The sequence below is a fragment of the Streptacidiphilus sp. BW17 genome, assembly GCF_041262485.1.
GTDB lineage: Bacteria > Actinomycetota > Actinomycetes > Streptomycetales > Streptomycetaceae > Streptacidiphilus.
On record NZ_JBGCCR010000006.1, the window covers coordinates 171,923 to 187,803 of the forward strand.

General features: G+C 70.6%; 20 protein-coding genes and 1 riboswitch. Of the genes, 13 read left to right on the forward strand and 7 right to left on the reverse strand.

The features are described from left to right. The first annotated feature begins 212 nt into the window (after window positions 1–212). Window positions 213–334, forward strand: a riboswitch (cyclic di-AMP (ydaO/yuaA leader). The 6 genes from ABH940_RS10035 to ABH940_RS10060 all read left to right on the forward strand — a co-directional run bounded on the left by ABH940_RS10035 (window position 333) and on the right by ABH940_RS10060 (window position 5,448). Further along, window positions 333–1,541 (forward strand): family 16 glycosylhydrolase, encoded by a 1,209-nt coding sequence (locus tag ABH940_RS10035; RefSeq protein ID WP_370105079.1) that lies wholly within the window; start codon window positions 333–335, stop codon window positions 1,539–1,541. Its footprint overlaps the riboswitch before it by 2 nt. A 231-nt stretch (window positions 1,542–1,772) precedes the next feature. Next, complete coding sequence (locus ABH940_RS10040) at window positions 1,773–2,816, forward strand: TerC family protein (protein ID WP_370105080.1); 1,044 nt, start codon at window positions 1,773–1,775, stop codon at window positions 2,814–2,816. 93 nt (window positions 2,817–2,909) lie between these two features. Further along, entirely contained in the window at window positions 2,910–3,554 is a 645-nt protein-coding gene (locus tag ABH940_RS10045) for a TetR family transcriptional regulator (protein WP_370105081.1), read from the forward strand. A gap of 98 nt (window positions 3,555–3,652) precedes the next feature. Further along, the gene (locus ABH940_RS10050; protein WP_370105082.1) at window positions 3,653–4,471 is read left to right on the forward strand and encodes an ABC transporter ATP-binding protein; all 819 of its coding nucleotides are present in this window, start codon (window positions 3,653–3,655) and stop codon (window positions 4,469–4,471) included. Then, a complete protein-coding gene (locus ABH940_RS10055; RefSeq protein WP_370068622.1) occupies window positions 4,468–5,205 on the forward strand; it encodes an ABC transporter permease in 738 nt (245 codons plus the stop codon). The genes ABH940_RS10050 and ABH940_RS10055 overlap by 4 nt, the downstream gene beginning before the upstream one ends. Before the next feature lie 111 nt (window positions 5,206–5,316). Next, a complete protein-coding gene (locus tag ABH940_RS10060) occupies window positions 5,317–5,448 on the forward strand; it encodes a hypothetical protein (protein ID WP_370068624.1) in 132 nt (43 codons plus the stop codon). A gap of 121 nt (window positions 5,449–5,569) precedes the next feature. Here the strand turns inward: ABH940_RS10060 and ABH940_RS10065 are convergent, their stop codons facing one another. Further along, entirely contained in the window at window positions 5,570–5,776 is a 207-nt protein-coding gene (locus tag ABH940_RS10065) for a cold-shock protein (RefSeq protein WP_370068626.1), read from the reverse strand. Between the two features lie 285 nt (window positions 5,777–6,061). On the opposite strand from ABH940_RS10065, the gene ABH940_RS10070 reads away from it, so the two are divergent. Further along, window positions 6,062–6,265 (forward strand): cold-shock protein, encoded by a 204-nt coding sequence (locus tag ABH940_RS10070; protein WP_370068628.1) that lies wholly within the window; start codon window positions 6,062–6,064, stop codon window positions 6,263–6,265. Window positions 6,266–6,393: 128 nt separating this feature from the next. On the opposite strand, the gene ABH940_RS10075 is transcribed toward ABH940_RS10070, so the two are convergent. The 3 genes from ABH940_RS10075 to ABH940_RS10085 form a co-directional block, all read right to left on the reverse strand. Beyond that, the gene (locus ABH940_RS10075; protein ID WP_370105083.1) at window positions 6,394–7,110 is read right to left on the reverse strand and encodes an FAD:protein FMN transferase; all 717 of its coding nucleotides are present in this window, start codon (window positions 7,108–7,110) and stop codon (window positions 6,394–6,396) included. A gap of 98 nt (window positions 7,111–7,208) precedes the next feature. Next, window positions 7,209–7,757 carry an FMN-binding protein gene (locus ABH940_RS10080; RefSeq protein WP_370068632.1) on the reverse strand — a complete coding sequence of 183 codons (549 nt, stop codon included), beginning with the start codon at window positions 7,755–7,757 and terminating at the stop codon, window positions 7,209–7,211. An 89-nt stretch (window positions 7,758–7,846) separates the two neighbouring features. After that, on the reverse strand, window positions 7,847–9,232 hold the full coding sequence (locus ABH940_RS10085; protein ID WP_370105084.1) for a ferric reductase-like transmembrane domain-containing protein: 1,386 nt from the start codon (window positions 9,230–9,232) through the stop codon (window positions 7,847–7,849). Between the two features lie 421 nt (window positions 9,233–9,653). Between ABH940_RS10085 and ABH940_RS10090 the strand changes: the two genes are divergently transcribed. Next, the gene (locus ABH940_RS10090; protein WP_370068635.1) at window positions 9,654–10,379 is read left to right on the forward strand and encodes a response regulator transcription factor; all 726 of its coding nucleotides are present in this window, start codon (window positions 9,654–9,656) and stop codon (window positions 10,377–10,379) included. Further along, complete coding sequence (locus tag ABH940_RS10095) at window positions 10,376–11,830, forward strand: sensor histidine kinase (protein WP_370068637.1); 1,455 nt, start codon at window positions 10,376–10,378, stop codon at window positions 11,828–11,830. Before ABH940_RS10090 ends, ABH940_RS10095 begins: the two co-directional genes overlap by 4 nt. Before the next feature lie 59 nt (window positions 11,831–11,889). On the opposite strand, the gene ABH940_RS10100 is transcribed toward ABH940_RS10095, so the two are convergent. Further along, window positions 11,890–12,129 (reverse strand): hypothetical protein, encoded by a 240-nt coding sequence (locus ABH940_RS10100; RefSeq protein ID WP_370068639.1) that lies wholly within the window; start codon window positions 12,127–12,129, stop codon window positions 11,890–11,892. 562 nt (window positions 12,130–12,691) lie between these two features. On the opposite strand from ABH940_RS10100, the gene ABH940_RS10105 reads away from it, so the two are divergent. From ABH940_RS10105 to ABH940_RS10120, 4 genes are all read left to right on the forward strand, one after another. Continuing rightward, entirely contained in the window at window positions 12,692–12,895 is a 204-nt protein-coding gene (locus ABH940_RS10105; RefSeq protein WP_370068641.1) for a cold-shock protein, read from the forward strand. A 117-nt stretch (window positions 12,896–13,012) separates the two neighbouring features. Then, window positions 13,013–13,207 (forward strand): hypothetical protein, encoded by a 195-nt coding sequence (locus ABH940_RS10110; protein WP_370068643.1) that lies wholly within the window; start codon window positions 13,013–13,015, stop codon window positions 13,205–13,207. 127 nt (window positions 13,208–13,334) lie between these two features. Continuing rightward, window positions 13,335–13,562: a hypothetical protein gene (locus ABH940_RS10115; RefSeq protein ID WP_370068645.1), complete on the forward strand. Its 228-nt coding sequence runs from the start codon at window positions 13,335–13,337 to the stop codon at window positions 13,560–13,562. A gap of 494 nt (window positions 13,563–14,056) precedes the next feature. After that, on the forward strand, window positions 14,057–14,191 hold the full coding sequence (locus ABH940_RS10120) for a hypothetical protein (protein WP_370068647.1): 135 nt from the start codon (window positions 14,057–14,059) through the stop codon (window positions 14,189–14,191). A gap of 68 nt (window positions 14,192–14,259) precedes the next feature. Here ABH940_RS10120 and ABH940_RS10125 read toward each other — a convergent pair whose 3' ends face one another. Together ABH940_RS10125 and ABH940_RS10130 are read right to left on the reverse strand one after the other, a co-directional pair. Continuing rightward, the gene (locus tag ABH940_RS10125; protein WP_370068649.1) at window positions 14,260–14,910 is read right to left on the reverse strand and encodes an MBL fold metallo-hydrolase; all 651 of its coding nucleotides are present in this window, start codon (window positions 14,908–14,910) and stop codon (window positions 14,260–14,262) included. Window positions 14,911–14,914: 4 nt separating this feature from the next. Then, window positions 14,915–15,649 carry a maleylpyruvate isomerase family mycothiol-dependent enzyme gene (locus ABH940_RS10130; protein ID WP_370068651.1) on the reverse strand — a complete coding sequence of 245 codons (735 nt, stop codon included), beginning with the start codon at window positions 15,647–15,649 and terminating at the stop codon, window positions 14,915–14,917. Between the last annotated feature and the right edge of the window lie 232 nt (window positions 15,650–15,881).

Sequence of the window (15,881 nt, forward strand, 5' to 3'; positions counted from 1 at the left end):
CTCTGAGCAGGGCCTTCTGCGTCGTGTAAAGGATCTGTGAGATAGCCCTCAATACCCTTCGAGGGCTTGGGGCGCGCCGACCTCATCTGCCTAACCTGCCCGAGTCCGTCGCCACAGACGGGCACCGTGCGCCGGTACGCCTTGTCCTGCCCGTCGACGCCGGATCGCACGAGTACCACGGGCCGGAGCGGGGGAACCAGGTAAGCGCCCCGCTCTGCCCTGCGCCCACGCGCGGGACCGGTCGGGGCTCGGGGTGAAGCCGCCGCCGCGCGGCCGGGCCAGCCTTCCGGCCCGAACCCGACAGCTCACCTCGCAGGCGTCGGAGAGGCGCCATGCGATCCACCCTGTCCACCCCTGCCCGAATACTGGCCTTCACGGCCGCGCCCGCCCTGCTGCTCGGCGGCGCCGTGGCGACCCAGGCCCAGGCGGCCACGCCGAGCGTCAGCGAGACCGGCCTGACCGCGACCACCAGCGGGAACACCGCCAACGTCACGCTCACGGTCCGCTCCACCGCCTGCACCACCGTACGGAGCCTCGGCGTCGCCGTCCGTGACGCGTCCGGCAACAACGTCGACTTCCCGCAGTGGGACAGCAACGCGCGGATCTGCCCGACCGGGCTCACCTTCCACGCCGGCAGCCGCACCTTCGCGCCGGGCCGCTACACGATGATGGGCGCCTACCTGGACGCCGCAGGCTGGCACAACCTGGCGGCCAAGACGCTGGCCGTCGGCTCCGCCGCCACCACGGGCACCCCGGCCCCGGCCCCGAAGCCGACGTCCGCGTCGACGCCCAGCCCGGCACCCACTTCGGCTCCGTCGACGCCTGCTCCGAGCAGCAGCCTGCCCGCCGGTGTCGCCACCTCCACCACCCCGGTCTGGGACGAGGAGTTCAACAACCCGATCACCTGGGGCCAGCGCTGGGTCGGCACCACGACCTCGTCCTACCAGTACGGCGACCACAACCCCAGCGACAACAAGCTGGACTGGCTCGACCCGAACGACGTCGCGGTTGCGGGCGGCGTCGCCACCTTCACCGCCCAGCCGAGCTCGCACACCCTGGAGAACGGCCGGCAGGCCTGGACCACCGGTCTGCTCACCACCGAGGGCTCGCAGGAGGGATTCCAGGTCAAGACCGGCGACTACATCGAGGCCCGCGTCAAGCTCCCCACCCAGCAGGGCGCCTGGCCCGCGCTCTGGACCTGGAAGAACGGCAACGGCGAGATCGACTCGTTCGAGTACCACCCGGACAACCCGAACCTGCTCGAGCTCTCCAACCACGTCAACGCCGCGCACGACTACTACACCGACGCGAACGCGATCAAGCCCGGCCAGTGGGTCACCATCGGCACCAAGTACGGTGCCAACTCCGTCGACTGGTACATCAACGGCGTGAAGGTCTACTCCGACAACACGGGCGTGGGCGCCAACTGGTCCGCCTACCTGATCCTCAACCTGTCGCTCTCCGCGGGCCAGTACCACCCGGCCCCGAGCGGCACCGCGCCGATCAGCTTCTCCGTGGACTACGTCCGCGTCTACAACTGAGCGCCGCGAGCGCCGCTAGCGCCGCACTCGCGCGATTCCTTACGTTTTCCTGCCGGGGCTGCTGTTAGCCTCGGCAGGAAGCGGAGGGGAGTACTCCCTGAAACGACGTCCCCGTCAGCACGTCGGTGCCCAGCACCGACCGGGGTCGTCGGCCCACACCGACATCGACGGTGGGGCGGAGGAGACCTCCGGCAGACAACAGCTGTCGCCTGCCGGAGGAGCAACCCGTCCATGGACGTGTCCGTGGCCCTGTGGGCCGTCACCATCGCCGTACTCGTCGTCCTCATCGCCGCCGACTTCCTCGTCGGCGGTCGCAAGCCCCATGAGGTCTCGCTGCGCGAGGCCGGGATCTGGACCGTGGTCTGGGTCGTCCTCGCCGCTCTCTTCGGCGGCTTCCTCTGGTGGCACTCGGGCGGAGCCGCAGCCGGTCAGTTCTTCGCCGGCTACATCACCGAGAAGTCGCTCAGCGTCGACAACCTCTTCGTCTTCGTGCTGATCATGGCGAAGTTCGCCGTCCCGGCCGAGCTCCAGCAGCGGGTGCTGATGGTGGGCGTGCTGATCGCGCTGGTGCTGCGCACGGTCTTCATCGCGGCCGGCGCGGCCGTGATCGACAGCTTCTCCTGGGTCTTCTTCCTCTTCGGCGCGTTCCTGATCTGGACGGCCTGGAAGCTGATCAAGGAGGCCAGGGCAGGACACGCCACCGGCCCCGCTGCCGGCACCGGCATGACCGCCGACACCGGCATGACCGCCGACGACGGCGAGGAGTACCGGGAGAACCGCTTCCTGCGGGACGTCGAGCGCCGATTCCCGTCCACCGACGGCTACCGCGGCACGCGGCTGGTCGTCGTCGAGGGCGGCCGGCGGCTGATCACCCCGATGCTGGTGGTGATCCTCGCCATCGGCAGCACCGACGTGCTCTTCGCGATGGACTCGATCCCCGCGATCTTCGGGCTGACGCAGGACCCGTACATCGTCTTTGCCGCCAACGCCTTCGCGCTGATGGGCCTGCGCCAGCTCTACTTCCTGATCGGCGGCCTGCTCACGCGACTGGTCCACCTCTCCGACGGCCTGTCGGTGATCCTCGGCTTCATCGGCGTCAAGCTGCTGCTCCACGCCCTGCACGAGGCGGGCGCGCACGGGGTGCCGGAGATCAGCACCCCGCTCTCGCTCGGGTTCATCGTCGTGGTGCTCGCCGTCACCACCGTCACCTCGCTGCGGGCTTCGCGGAAGCAGCCCGAGCGTGCCGCGTCCGCCGAGGAGGCGTCCGCCCGGTGAGGTGCACCCGCAGCGGCTTCTGAACCTGTTCTGTTGCGGCGTCATGGCCCCTGCGTGAAAGAACATTCGGCGTCCGTCGGCGAGGATGGAGACATGAGTGACGCTCAGCCGCCGTCGTCCGAAGAGCGGGCCGGAACCCAGGCCGCCGGAAAGGCGGCCGCCAAACGCACCGGGCGCAGGCCCGGCGGCGCCGACACCCGTGGCGTGGTGCTGGACGCTGCTCGCGCCGAGTTCGCCGCGCGCGGCTACGAGAAGGCGAGCATGCGCGGCATCGCCCGGGTGGCCGGGGTCGATCCGGCGCTGCTGCACCACTACTTCGGCAGCAAGGAGCAACTCTTCCTGGCCGCACTGGACTTCCCGATCGACCCGGCCACCGTGGCGGTGGTGATCCTGGACGGCGACCGGGCGCAGGTGGGGGAGCGGGTCGCACGCTTCGTCGTGGCGCTGTGGGAGCAGCCGGAGGTGCTGAATCGCCTGATGGCCGTGGTGCGGACGGTCGTCGCCAGCGAGGCCATCGCCGAACTGCTGCGCGACTTCATGGTCCGCGAGCTGGTCGGCAGGTTGGCGGAGGGCCTTGCCGTCGACCGGCCGGAGCTGCGGGTCGAGCTGGTGATCTCGCAGATCATCGGCCTGGCGATGGTCCGCTACATCGTCGCCGCAGAGCCGATCGCCTCGGTGGGCCCGGAGGAGTTGGTGTCCCTGCTGGCGCCGACGATCCAGCGGTATCTCGCGGGGTGAGTCAGGGGTGAGCCTGGGAGCGCCAGGGAGAGCTCGGGCCGGGTTTCGGTCTGTTCGGGTGCTTGACGGGTGGCGCTGCGCGGAGCAAAACTCATCACATGATGAATTCTAGCGCCGCGGCCGGAGCAGCCGTCGAGGTCCGCGGCCTCAGCGTGGTCCGCGGCGGACGCCCCGTGCTGCACGGGCTCGACCTCACCGTCGCGACGGGCTCGGTGACCGGCCTGCTCGGCCCGAGCGGCTGCGGCAAGACGACGTTGCTGCGCTCGGTCGTCGGCGTGCAGAAGACCGCGGCCGGAGAGGTCACGGTGCTCGGCCGCCCCGCCGGAAGCCCCGAGCTGCGCGACCGCGTCGGCTACGTCACCCAGGCCCCGTCCGTCTACGCCGACCTCGGCATCGGGGCCAACCTCCGCTACTTCGCCGAGGTGCTCGGCGCGCCCAGGACCGATCCGGCGCGGGTGCTGGAGCAGGTCGGCCTGGCCGGGCGGGAGAAGGACCTGGTCGGACAGCTCTCCGGCGGTCAGCGTGCGCGGGTCTCGCTGGCGGCGGCGCTGCTCGGATCGCCCCGGCTGCTGGTCCTGGACGAGCCCACGGTCGGCCTGGACCCGGTGCTGCGCCAGGACCTGTGGCAGCTGTTCCACCGGCTCGCGGCCGACGGCGTCACGCTGCTGGTCTCCAGCCACGTCATGGACGAGGCCGCCCGTTGCACCCGGTTGCTGCTGATGCGCGACGGCCGGATGTTGGCCGACGGCACGCCGACCGGCCTCCTCGCGGCGACCGGCGCACCGGACGTCGAGACGGCGTTCCTCAAGCTCGTCTCCGGCTTCGACCGCGAAGCCCCAGGTCGCACCGACGCTGACGTTCCACGCCGCCCCGATGTCGAAGCTCCGCGCCGGACCGATGCTCAGGAGTCCCGATGAACCTCCGCCGGACTCTCGCCACCGCCCGCCGGGTGCTGCTGCAACTTCGCAACGACCCGCGGACCGTGGCCATGCTGCTGGTCGTCCCGTGCGTGCTGATCCTGCTGCTCAAGTACGTCTTCGACGGCTCCCCGCAGGTCTTCGACAGCATCGGGGCACCCATGCTGGGCATCTTCCCGATGATCGTGATGTTCCTGGTCACCGCCGTGGCCACGCTCCGCGAGCGGACCAGCGGGACGCTGGAGCGGCTGCTGACGATGCCGCTGGGCAAGCTCGACCTGCTGCTCGGCTACGCGCTCGCCTTCGGGCTGGTCGCGCTGGTGCAGGGCGTGCTGGCCTTCGGGTTGACGGTGGGTCTGCTCGGGCTGGACATCGCCGGGCCGAGCTGGGCGCTGCTGGCTGTGGCGGTGGCCGACGGGGTGCTGGGCATGGCACTCGGCCTCTTCGTCTCGGCGTTCGCGGCGACCGAGTTCCAGGCCGTCCAGTTCATGCCGGCCTTCCTGCTACCGCAGTTGCTGCTCTGCGGTCTCTTCACGCCCCGCGCCGAGATGGGGACGCTGCTGCGCTGGATCTCCGACGTGCTGCCGCTCTCCTACGCGGTGGACGCGATGGACAAGCTGACCCACCAGTCCGGCTTCGGCGGAGGTGTGGCGGTCGATCTGGGCGTGGTGCTGGGCTGCACGCTGCTGGCGCTCGCCCTCGGAGCAGCAACCCTGCGCCGCCGCACGGCCTGAGGCGCACCAGAGCCTGGGGCACGGCAGGCTGCGACGCGCCCGGAATGCACTTGAATCGCAGGCATGACCGAATTGTTCTAGGGTCGGGTGAGGCGAGGAAAGGGGCACACCATGATGATCCTGGCGATGTTCGGTTTCTCCATCGCAGTGATCGTCATCTGCGCGGGCCTGCTGGCCTTCCTGATGGGTGGGTTCAAGTTCCCCGACGAGGGTCGGCCCCGTCGTCGGCGGAACGCCGCATAGGCGGGTTCCGGGGGCTCGCGGAGAGTCCGGAACGCGCGAGCGCCCCGTCCGGTCGAACCGGACGGGGCGCCCCTTTACCGCTTCTGTCTCACGATGCGGACGAACCGCGATCGGACTGAGATCAGGCGACGATGGTGATGTTCTCCGCCTGCGGGCCCTTCTGGCCCTGGGTGACGTCGAACTCGACCTTCTGGCCCTCGAAGAGCTCGCGGAAGCCCTGAGAGTTGATGTTCGAGTAGTGCGCGAAGACGTCGGCGCCGCCGCCGTCCTGCTCGATGAAGCCGAAGCCCTTCTCGGCGTTGAACCACTTCACAGTACCGCTGGCCATAGGTTTCTCCTTGTTCCAGAGTTGATCAGCGACCGCGGGAATCCGCGGTCGCTATGTCGCCGGAATGATCGCCCTGGTCTGGAGAGACCTCAGAAAGCACGAACGCCCGTGATCGCGATCACGGGCGGTGAAGCTTAGGGAACCACGACTGCAACTGATCCCAAGCCTACAGGATTGACGACTCCGTCACTCATCGGCGTGGCGTACCGCGCGGATCGTGGTCGAGTGATCGCCAAGCGTGTACGGTCTTGGCTTGCACGTCCGCAGAAACAGAAGAGGCAGATTATGGCGACCGGTACCGTCAAGTGGTTCAACGCCGAGAAGGGCTTCGGCTTCATCGAGCAGGACGGCGGCGGCGCCGACGTCTTCGCCCACTACTCGAACATCAACGCGCAGGGCTTCCGCGAGCTGGCGGAGGGTCAGAAGGTCCAGTTCGACGTCACCCAGGGCCAGAAGGGCCCGCAGGCGGAGAACATCACCATCGTCTGACCCCCGGTCGGCCCTGAGCCACAGCTCAGGCCGCAGTGGGAGGCACAAGCGCCCCGTCCCGGTTCTGCCGGGCGGGGCGTTCTGCGTCTGACGGGACGGACCGGCATGGCCGGCCGACGCAGACGCGGTCACCCCGCGAAGCGCAGGAAGCCGTTGGTGGCCAGGCGGGTGCCGTCGGGGAGGATCGCCAGCGCCTCCAGAGTGGGCTGCCGCTCCGCCCAGGCCAGCCCGCGTTCCGGCCCCATGGCGAAGACGGCCGTGGCCCACGCGTCGGTGCGGGCCAGCCGCCCGGGGCCGTTGGTGACCAGCGTCAGTGAGAGCAGATCCGTGGCCGCCTCGCCCGAGTGCGGGTTGACGACGTGCGCGCCGCGCTCCGCCGTCCCTGAGGTGGCGACGACCAGGTCCCGCCCGGCCAGCACCGCCGCCAGCTTGCGGGGCCGCGCCGGATCCGCGATGCCGATCCGCCAGGGGCCGCCGACCGACTGGATGTCCCCGCCGCCGTTGACGCAGTGCTCCGTCGAACCGGCCCGACAGAGCAGCGCACAGGCCTCGTTGACGGCCCAGCCCTTGACCCACCCGCTCGGGTCCAGCCGACCGCCCGGACAGGCGGTGAACCAGCCGTCGGTCTCCGTCTCCACCTCGCGGCAGCGCTCCAGCACCTCGGCCAGCTCCGGGTCCGCGTCCGCGAGCGCGAGCTCGCCCCGGGCGACCCGGCTCAACTCGCTCTCCTCGCGGTAGGGCGAGAACAGTGCGTCGATCGCGTGCAGCCGGGCCACGGCCTCGCGCAGCGCCTCGTCCACGGCGGGGGAGGGGTCGCGCACCGCGAACGAGAACACCGTCCCCATGACGTGTTCGGCATGAGTAGTAGTGGTCAGCGCTGACCCTCCTTGCTCTGCCGTCCCCGACCCCGACGTCCCCGACCCCGACGTCCCTGACCCCGACGTCACTTGATGCCGGCGGAGTCGAGTGCGCTCTGCAGCGACTGGAGGTAGCCGTTGCTGGTGTACGTCGCACCGGAGACCATGTCGATCTGCGCGTTCTGCTGGGAGAGCACCTCCTGGTTGAGCGTCGGAAGCGCGTAGCTGTTGATGTTGATGTCGCGCTGGCTCTCGTTCGGATACTGCAGCACGTTGACGTTGCTGATCTTCCCGCCGCTGACGACCAACTGGACCTGGACCGGACCGTAACGGGTGTCCGCGGCCTGGCCGGTGAAGGTGCCGGACTTGGCACCCGACGCCGACGAGCCCGACGAGCCCGCCGTCGGAGCGGTCGAACCGGTCGAACCGGCTGAGCCGGACGACGATCCCGTGGCGGGCGACGAGGCCGTGCCGTTCGGCTGGCCGCCCGTGCTCGCCGCCGTACCGGAGCTGGAGCCGGAGCCCGAGCTGATGACCGGCGCGCCGGCCGCCGACGCGGACCCGTGCGGCTTGAGCGAGAGCAGCAGGACGACGCCGGCCGCGGTGGCGGTGGTGGTGACGATGGCGCGGCGCACGGCAGCTCCTTGATCGGGTTCGTGTCGGTCAGGCGTGTCGGTCAGCTTCGTGGAATGCGGAAGCTCGCGGGGGTCGCGAGGGTCGCGGGCTAGAAGCTGAACGACTCGTGGTGGATGTTTCGTCGGGGCACCCCGGCGGCGGTCAGCGCGGCGACGGCGCTCTCCATCATCGGGTCCGGCCCGCAGAGGAAGACGTCGTGCCGGGCGAGTCCCGGCACCAGCCGGTTGAGCGTGCTCGGCTCCAGCGGATCGCCGACCTCCGAGCGCGGGCCGACCAGGAACTGCAGCCTGGCGCCGCGTGACTGAGCGATCGCCACCAGCTCGCGGTGGAAGAGGACGTCCTCCTCGCGGCTGGCCCGGTAGAGGAGCGTCAGCTCGCCCGGTCGGGCCGGAAGTGTCTCGAAGAGGGCCCGCAGCGGCGTGATGCCCACGCCCGCCGCCAGCAGCAGCACCTGCCGCGACCGGCGCCGCCGCGCGGTGAACGCACCGTACGGACCCTCTGCGCGCACCTTGGTGCCGGGCTTGAGGTGGGCGACGGCGGCGCTGTGCCCGCCCAGGTCCTTGATCGTGAACCGCAGGTACTCGGCGGTCGGCGGGGCCGAGAGCGAGTACGGGTTGGCGGCGAACCGCAGCCCGGGGGCGAGGAACTGGAGCCGGAAGAACTGCCCGGCCTCCGCGCCCAGTTCGTCGAGGTACCTGCCGGTCAGGAAGAGCGAGACCGTCCCCGCGCCCTCCGGGCGGACCTCGGCGACCCGCAGTTGGTGCCTGCGGTCCTGCAGATAGGGCCGCAGCAGCCGGAACCAGCCGAGGACTCCGGCGGTGCCGACGTAGAGCGCGTACCAGAACAGCCGCCCGATGCCCGAGCCCAGGTCTGCGCCGTTGGTCAGCTGGTGCTCGAAGCCCAGCGCGATGGCCAGGTAGGTGGCCAGGTGGAGGTAGTACCAGGTGTCGTAGCTGAGCTTCCGGCGGGCGGCGCGCGCCGAGAAGATACCGGTGGCGAAGAGCAGCACCGTGCCGATGGCGGCCTTCACCATGTCGGGGAAGGTCAACACCATGGTGACGCCCTCACCCACCACATTGATGTGGTCGGTCATCGAGTAGCCCCAGATGACACTCAGCACGTGCGCGGTGACCAGGCCGACCATGTAGCGCCCGCCCATGGCGTGCCAACGGGCCAGCCGGTCCGAGCCGATCTCGCGTTCCAACAGCGGGATGCGGGCCATCAGCAGCAGCAGGACCGGCGCGGCGTACCCAGCCAGCAGGCCGGTTATCCGCCCGGCGTTCGTCAGCCACTGGTCCGTGCCGACGATGCCCAGGGTGTTCTTCCACCAGATGCCGATCACGATCAGCGCGCCGAAGGCGATCGCAGCCAGTGCCGCCCGGGCCACCGTGTCCACCGGGAGCGCGCCGCCGCCGGGCCGGCTCGCGTGGGCGCGGCGGGCTTGCGTACCGCGCTGCTGGGTCGCTGTTGCCACCCGTGCCTCCGTTCCTTGGTGCTCCGGACCGGTTCCGCCGCCTGCTGCTCGCCGCGCCGTTCCCTCTGCGCCGTGCCGCCCGACTACTGAGCCGCCCGACTGCTGAGCTTGCAGAGCCGCCGCGTCGCTGCGCCGACTGGCGCGCCGTTGCGCTCGCCGTGCTGGTGGTGCCACTCTGCACCGAGTCGCTGTGGCGACCCTGTGAGGTGTCCTCGTACGGGTGCGGCCGTGCCGATCCTGGGGCAACCCTGACAGCGCAGATTCTCAGTTGGCTATGAGTGCGAGGACGGCAAAAGAGCGATCTACCTGGCGTTTTCCCAGGTCAGGACGGATGCGAACAACGCGCTCCGAATGCTTCTCGTGGGCGGGATCTCATGGCATTCTCATGGCTGCACCACCCACCTGCCGCAGAATGGGCCCCATGTCGCACGCCACCGCCCCGGAGACCCCTGCCGTCGCGCCGCGCCGCATCCTCGTCGTCGACGACGAGCCTGACCTCGTCGAGGTCCTCTGCGGGGCCCTGCGCTACGAGGGTTGGGAGGCCCAGGGGGCGGCCAGCGGTCAGGAGGCGGTCCGACTGGCCGCGCACTGGCGCCCGGACGCGGTCGTGCTGGACATGATGCTGCCCGACTTCGACGGCCTCGAGGTGCTGCGCCGGATCCACGCCGAGCGGCCCGAGGTGCGGGTGCTCTTCCTCACCGCGCGCGACGCCGTCGAGGACCGGATCGGCGGGATCGCCGCGGGTGGGGACGACTACGTCACCAAGCCGTTCAGCCTGGCCGAGGTCGTGGTCCGGCTGCGTGGCCTGCTCCGTCGCGCCGAGCCGCAGCCGGTGGTCGCGGACGAGGGGACCCTCTCGCTGGCCGACCTGATCCTGGACGAGCGCTCGCACGAGGTCAGCCGGGGCGGCGAGTTGATCGAGCTCAGCCCCACCGAGTACGCACTGCTGCGCTACCTGCTCAAGCACCCGCGTAGGGTGCTGAGCAAGGCCCAGATCCTGGACGCGGTCTGGTCCTACGACTTCGGCGGACAGGCCCATGTGGTCGAGCTCTACATCAGCTACCTGCGCAAGAAGATCGACCACGGCCGCGAGCCGCTGATCCACACGGTCCGCGGCGCGGGCTACCTGATCAAGGCCCCCGCGTGAGGCTGCGCCGCCCACGGCTGCCGCGCACCCTGCGCGGACGGCTGATCGCCGGTCTGCTGGCGCTGCTGGTGGTCACCTGCGCGGGTGTCGGGCTGGCGACGACCGCGGAACTGCACCGCTTCCTGGTCGCCAAGGTCGACCAGCAACTCGTGGCCACCGGGGGCCGCTACGCCGCCAGCTTCGAGCACGAGAGCCACGGTGACACCCGAGCCCAGTCCATCGGGACCTTCGGCGCGCGTCTCGTGGACGGCAAGGTCACCGCAAGCGGTGTGGTCGACGGCGATGCCGACGACCTGGTCGGGGGCGACCCCGACGACCATCCGAAGCTCGACGCCCACGACCAGGCGCGGCTTGCCGCGCTCCCGGTGGGCGGCCCGCCCCACGAGGTACGGCTGGACGGCATGGGCGACTACCGGATGATGGCCCAGGCGGGCAAGGAGGGCGACGTCCTGGTCACCGGCCTGCCGCTCAGTCAGGTCGAGGGCACCGTCCGGCAGTTGATCGTGATTGAGGTACTGGTCTTCGCGGTCGCGCTGGCGATCACCGCCGTGGCCGGGACGCTCTGGGTGCGGCTGACGCTGCGCCCGCTGGAGCGGGTGGCCGGCACCGCCGAGCGGGTCAGCGGCCTGCCGTTGGCCAGCGGCCAGGTCGCGCTGCGCGAGCGCGTCCCCGATCAGGACCCGGAGACGGAGGTCGGTCGGGTCGGCGTCGCGCTCAACCGGATGCTCGGCCATGTCGAGGATGCGCTGGCCCAACGGCAGTCCGTCGAGGAGCGGTTGCGGGGCTTCGCGGCCGACGCCAGCCACGAGCTGCGCACCCCGGTCGCCTCCATCCGCGGCCATGCGGAGCTCGCGCTGCAGCATCCGACGCCCACCCCGGAGCCGGTCCGCCACTCGCTCCAGCGGATCGAGGCGGAGTCGCTGCGGATGGGCGCGATCGTCGAGGACCTGCTGTTGCTGGCCCGCCTCGACGCGGGCCGCCCCCTGGCGTCGACCGAGGTCGACCTCACCCGCCTCGCCCTCGACTGCACCTCGGACGCGCAGGCGGCGGGCCCGGAGCACCGGTGGCGGCTGGAGCTTCCGGAGGAGCCGGTCCTCATCACCGGCGACCCGGACCGCCTCCGCCAGGTCGTCGCCAACCTGCTGGCCAACGCCCGCACCCACACCCCTGCGGGCACCGAGGTCACCCTCGCCCTCTCCCGCCCGGACCCGGCCACCGAGCCGGACACGGTCCTGCTCACGGTCACCGACACCGGCCCGGGCGTCCCGCCCGACCTGCTGCCGCACGTCTTCGAACGCTTCGTCCGCGGCGACCGCGCCCGCACCCGCGCCACCGGCTCCACCGGCCTCGGCCTCGCCATCGTCCACGCGGTCGCCACCGCGCACGACGGCTCCGTCCACGTCGACTCCCGGCCGGGCCGGACGGTCTTCGAGGTGCGGCTGCGGGGGTAGCAGCGCGAGGAGCGGAAGGCCCTAGTCGACCCGAGGCGCGGGCAGCGGCCGGGACGACGTCAGGAGGACCCCTGCTCGAAGCCCGAGCAGGTCAGGACGGGGAGACGCGGGTAGCGCGGCAGCCGCGCGTCCCACGCGGCGCGCGTGCAGCGCAGATAAGCCGTCCCACGCCGGGTCTCGTTCAGGTGCACGTGCGCGCAGGCCGCACAAAGCCCCGGCTCCGCGCCGAGCTTGGCCACCACGCTCGCGTCTGCGGTCAGCCTCCGGCCATTCCTCGCATCGGTCGCATCGGTCGGCATGGCACGACCCTACGCTGCCGCCGCCCACCATCGCGGGTCTCTGCCCCGACTGCCGACCTTGGGGCTATCGCCCTGCTCGGGATGCGCTCTCGTGGCACCACGCCGATTGTTGAGCTATGCGAGTCGTCACGTGGATAGAGCAGGGTCTGGACCCCGCTGCCGGCGGCCCGGTTCGCTGGCGCGTCTTCCACGCTGCCGACGGTCCTCAGTGGACTCTCTGCGAGAAGAGCACCCGCGCGCTGCATCCGGTGCCCGCCGCTTTTGGACCATGGCCTCCGACTCCCCGGAGCAACGACAGCATCTGCCCCACGTGCGAGGCGCGGGCCCAGGAGCCACAGTCCGTCTGAGGTCGGGCACCACGTGAGGGCGAGGGCGGTCGGCCGCTCGGCTTCGACACGTCCAGTCGGGTGGTGCGCCGCTTGCCAGGCGAAGCAGCGGATCACCGGTTAGCGTGATCACTGAAGTTCGCTGTCCGCGTTACCGCTTCTTCTGCAGTTCGAGGACGCGACCAACCCCAGGGGTACTGACGAGACAGGCCCCTCGTCCCGAACGGGAGAACGCAATGGCATCCGGCACTGTGAAGTGGTTCAACGCGGAGAAGGGCTTCGGCTTCATCGAGCAGGACGGCGGCGGCCCGGACGTGTTCGTCCACTTCCGCGCCATCACCGGCGGCGGCTTCAAAGAGCTGCAGGAGGGCGAGAAGGTGACCTTCGACGTCGCCCAGGGCCCGAAGGGTCCGCAGGCCGAGAACGTCGTCCGGAGCTGACCCACGCAACGCGGAAGGCCCCGGCTGCCCGTCACGGGTGCCGGGGCCGTTCTGCTACCGGTCCGGTCGGCCGGACCGGGCCTGCCCGGTGTCGGGCCCTAGCTCTGGGGGTGACACATGAAGCTTTCCTTCACCATCACCAAGATCGTCCCGGGCGAGTGGACGCTGACGCTGGTCCGCGATGACACCGGCGAGCAGCTGTACACCTTGACCGGCCTGCGCAGCGAGGCGGAGGCGCGTCACGCGGTGGAGAGCATGAGGGCAGCGGTGCATACCGCGGCGGTGTTCAGCGTCGAACATCTCGCGCGGTAGCTTGCTGCTCGACTCACTCGCCCGTCGGCATCTCGGCTTCGCTCGCCTGCGCCGCGGCGTCGGGGGCCGTTCGCTCGTCCGGGTGGACGCGGATGCGTGAGCCGGGAGCGGGTCACACGCTGGAACCATGAGCGATCTGGACGGTGAGGAACGGCGTGGCGGACGGGTGGTCGTCCACCACGTCGTCAACCCCGAGGCCGGACTACCGTTCCGGCGTGTCACCATCTTCGGCCAGCCCGTCGGGAAGGCCTACGGGCTGCAAGACGTGATCGAGCTCATCCGCCGCGTGGGCTTGGACGTCGAGGACCCCGACCTGGTCGATTGGGAGGGCGGCGACTCGCAGACCTGGGAGTGATCACGGGGGTCCGGACAGGGAGAACCATGACCGATCAAGAGCCCACTGAGCTGGATTCCCACCAGTTCGCAGACCTGGTGCGGAGGGTGCATCGCGGTGATCTTCTGCAATGCCCGGTGTGCTCGGAGACGCCGTCCGCGATCAACTTCGAAGGCGGCGGCGGACGTCCGATCCTGGACTTCGAACCCTGTGGCCACCGGGTGAGATCTGCCTGAGGGGCAGGCTGCCTGGCGTCAGAGCAACGAGGTGGTGGCCCTGCCGACGGGGGACGCGGCAGGACCACCGGGCGCCGATCCTCGCGGAGCGGGTGGCTCCGGTCAAGGCTTACATCGGGGGCCGACGGTTGACGCCCAGCGCTGACGAAGCGGCCCGCTGACGGGGAACTTCAGCGGAGCCGGAGCAGTCGACACGCGCTGAACGGTCCAACCTGCCCGCTCCGACGACTGCCGGCTGCTCCACTGGCCACAGCACCCACCTGACCCCTGGAGCCTGTGATGCCGTCCGGTCCACTCCCGCTGATCTTCATCGCCGCCGCCCTCGCCTTCGCCGGCACCGTCTTCGCATCCATCGGCAGCACCCTTTACGGGATCATCTCCGCAATCGACGGGGTCCTGCCCTTCCCCCACTGAACGGGCCCCGCCACTGAACGGGCCCCGCCACTGAACGGGGCCCCGCACTGAACGGGGCCCCACGCGGATCACCAGCCTCGGGCTCGCCACTCCGCGAGGTGCGGACGTTCCACACCGAGCGTCGTGTCGTCACCGTGGCCCGGGTACACCCACGTCTCGTCAGGCAACGGGTCGAAGAGCTTGCTCTCGACGTCGTGCATCAGTGACGCGAACTCACCCGGATTTGTCGTCCTTCCAGGACCGCCCGGGAAGAGGCAGTCGCCGGTGAACAGGTGCGGATGCCCCTGCGGGTCGTCGTAGAGCAGCACGATCGCGCCCGGGGTGTGGCCGACCAGGTGGCGGACCGTGAGCTGGACCTGGCCGACGTGGACCGTGTCGCCGTCGTCGAGCAGGACGTCGGTCGGGACCGGGATGCCCGCTGCGTCGATCCGCCCGGCAGCCGTCCGCGCTCCGGTGGCGCGGACGAGGTCGGCGAGGGCGTTCCAGTGGTCCTGGTGTCGGTGCGTGGTCACCACGGTGGCGAGGTTTTCGCCGACGGACTCCAGCAGGGCGTGCGCGTCGGCGGCGGCGTCGATCAGCAACTGCTCGTCCGTCGCGCGGCAGCGCAGCAGATAGGCGTTGTTGTTCATGGGGCCCACGGCGATCTTGGTGATCACCAGATGCGCCAACTCCCGGACGTCCGGGGCCCCGCCGACCTTCACCGCTCCGTGGTACGTCATGGGGTCAGCCTAGCGGCGGGAGCGCGGGAAGGGCGGTCGTCCCGGCCTGGCCGAGGACCGCGAGGGTGGAGCCGTCGGACCGGCCGGTCAGCCAGGCCAGCAGCGCGTGGCCGGGGCCGGAGACGGTCAGCTCCGCGGTGGCCGCCGAGCGGCCGGTGGTCAGGACCTCCCCGCCGACGGGCGCAAGCGCGATCGACGCCACCTCCGGGTTCCCCGCGAACTGCGCGGCGACGTGCGACAGCTCCGTCGCCACCCAGGTTGCGGGCCAGTCGGCGGGGGAGTAGCGGTCCGGCAGACCGAGGTCGACGTGGTGGTACTCGACCTCCTTGCGCCGCTTCGCCGGGACCTCGGCGACCGGGAGCGGGCCGAGGCGGTGGGCCGCCGTGACGGACCACGCGGCGTCCGTCATCGCGGCGACGCCCGCGTCGAAGCGGGCCGCGCCGGCGCGCAGGTCGGCGATGTGCTCGGCAAGGGAGTGCTTGGCGCCGGCCTCGATGTCGCGGTCGCGGACTTCGGGGCTCGCGTACATCGGGATCGTCTCGCCGGTCCGCGCCCCGGTCAGCAGGTTGAGCAGGCCGTCGGCGTTGCGCGCGAGGTGGGCCAGCACGTGGCCACGGGTCCAGCCGGGCAGCAGCGAGGGCTCGCCGAGCTGCGCCTCGTCCATCGCCTCGACCGTGGCCAGCAGGCGCGCGGTCGACTCGGCCAGGGCGGGAATGTCAGTGGTGGGTGCGATGCTCAACCTGTGGTCCCTCATCTCCGATTGCATCCGTCGCTCCGTCGGTCACCGCTCGTGCCGTGGCCGGTGTCGGCGCACGTACCGCAGTCGGTCGTGTCCCGGAGCACTTCTTCGTCGTTCCCACGAGTGGAGGCCCCACGCGCTAGCGTGTCATCCGTTCGGGCGAACACTATCGATTGCCTCAAAAATCGAACACGTGCTCCCATTACTCTGGAATGGTTCTCCGTACCCCGCC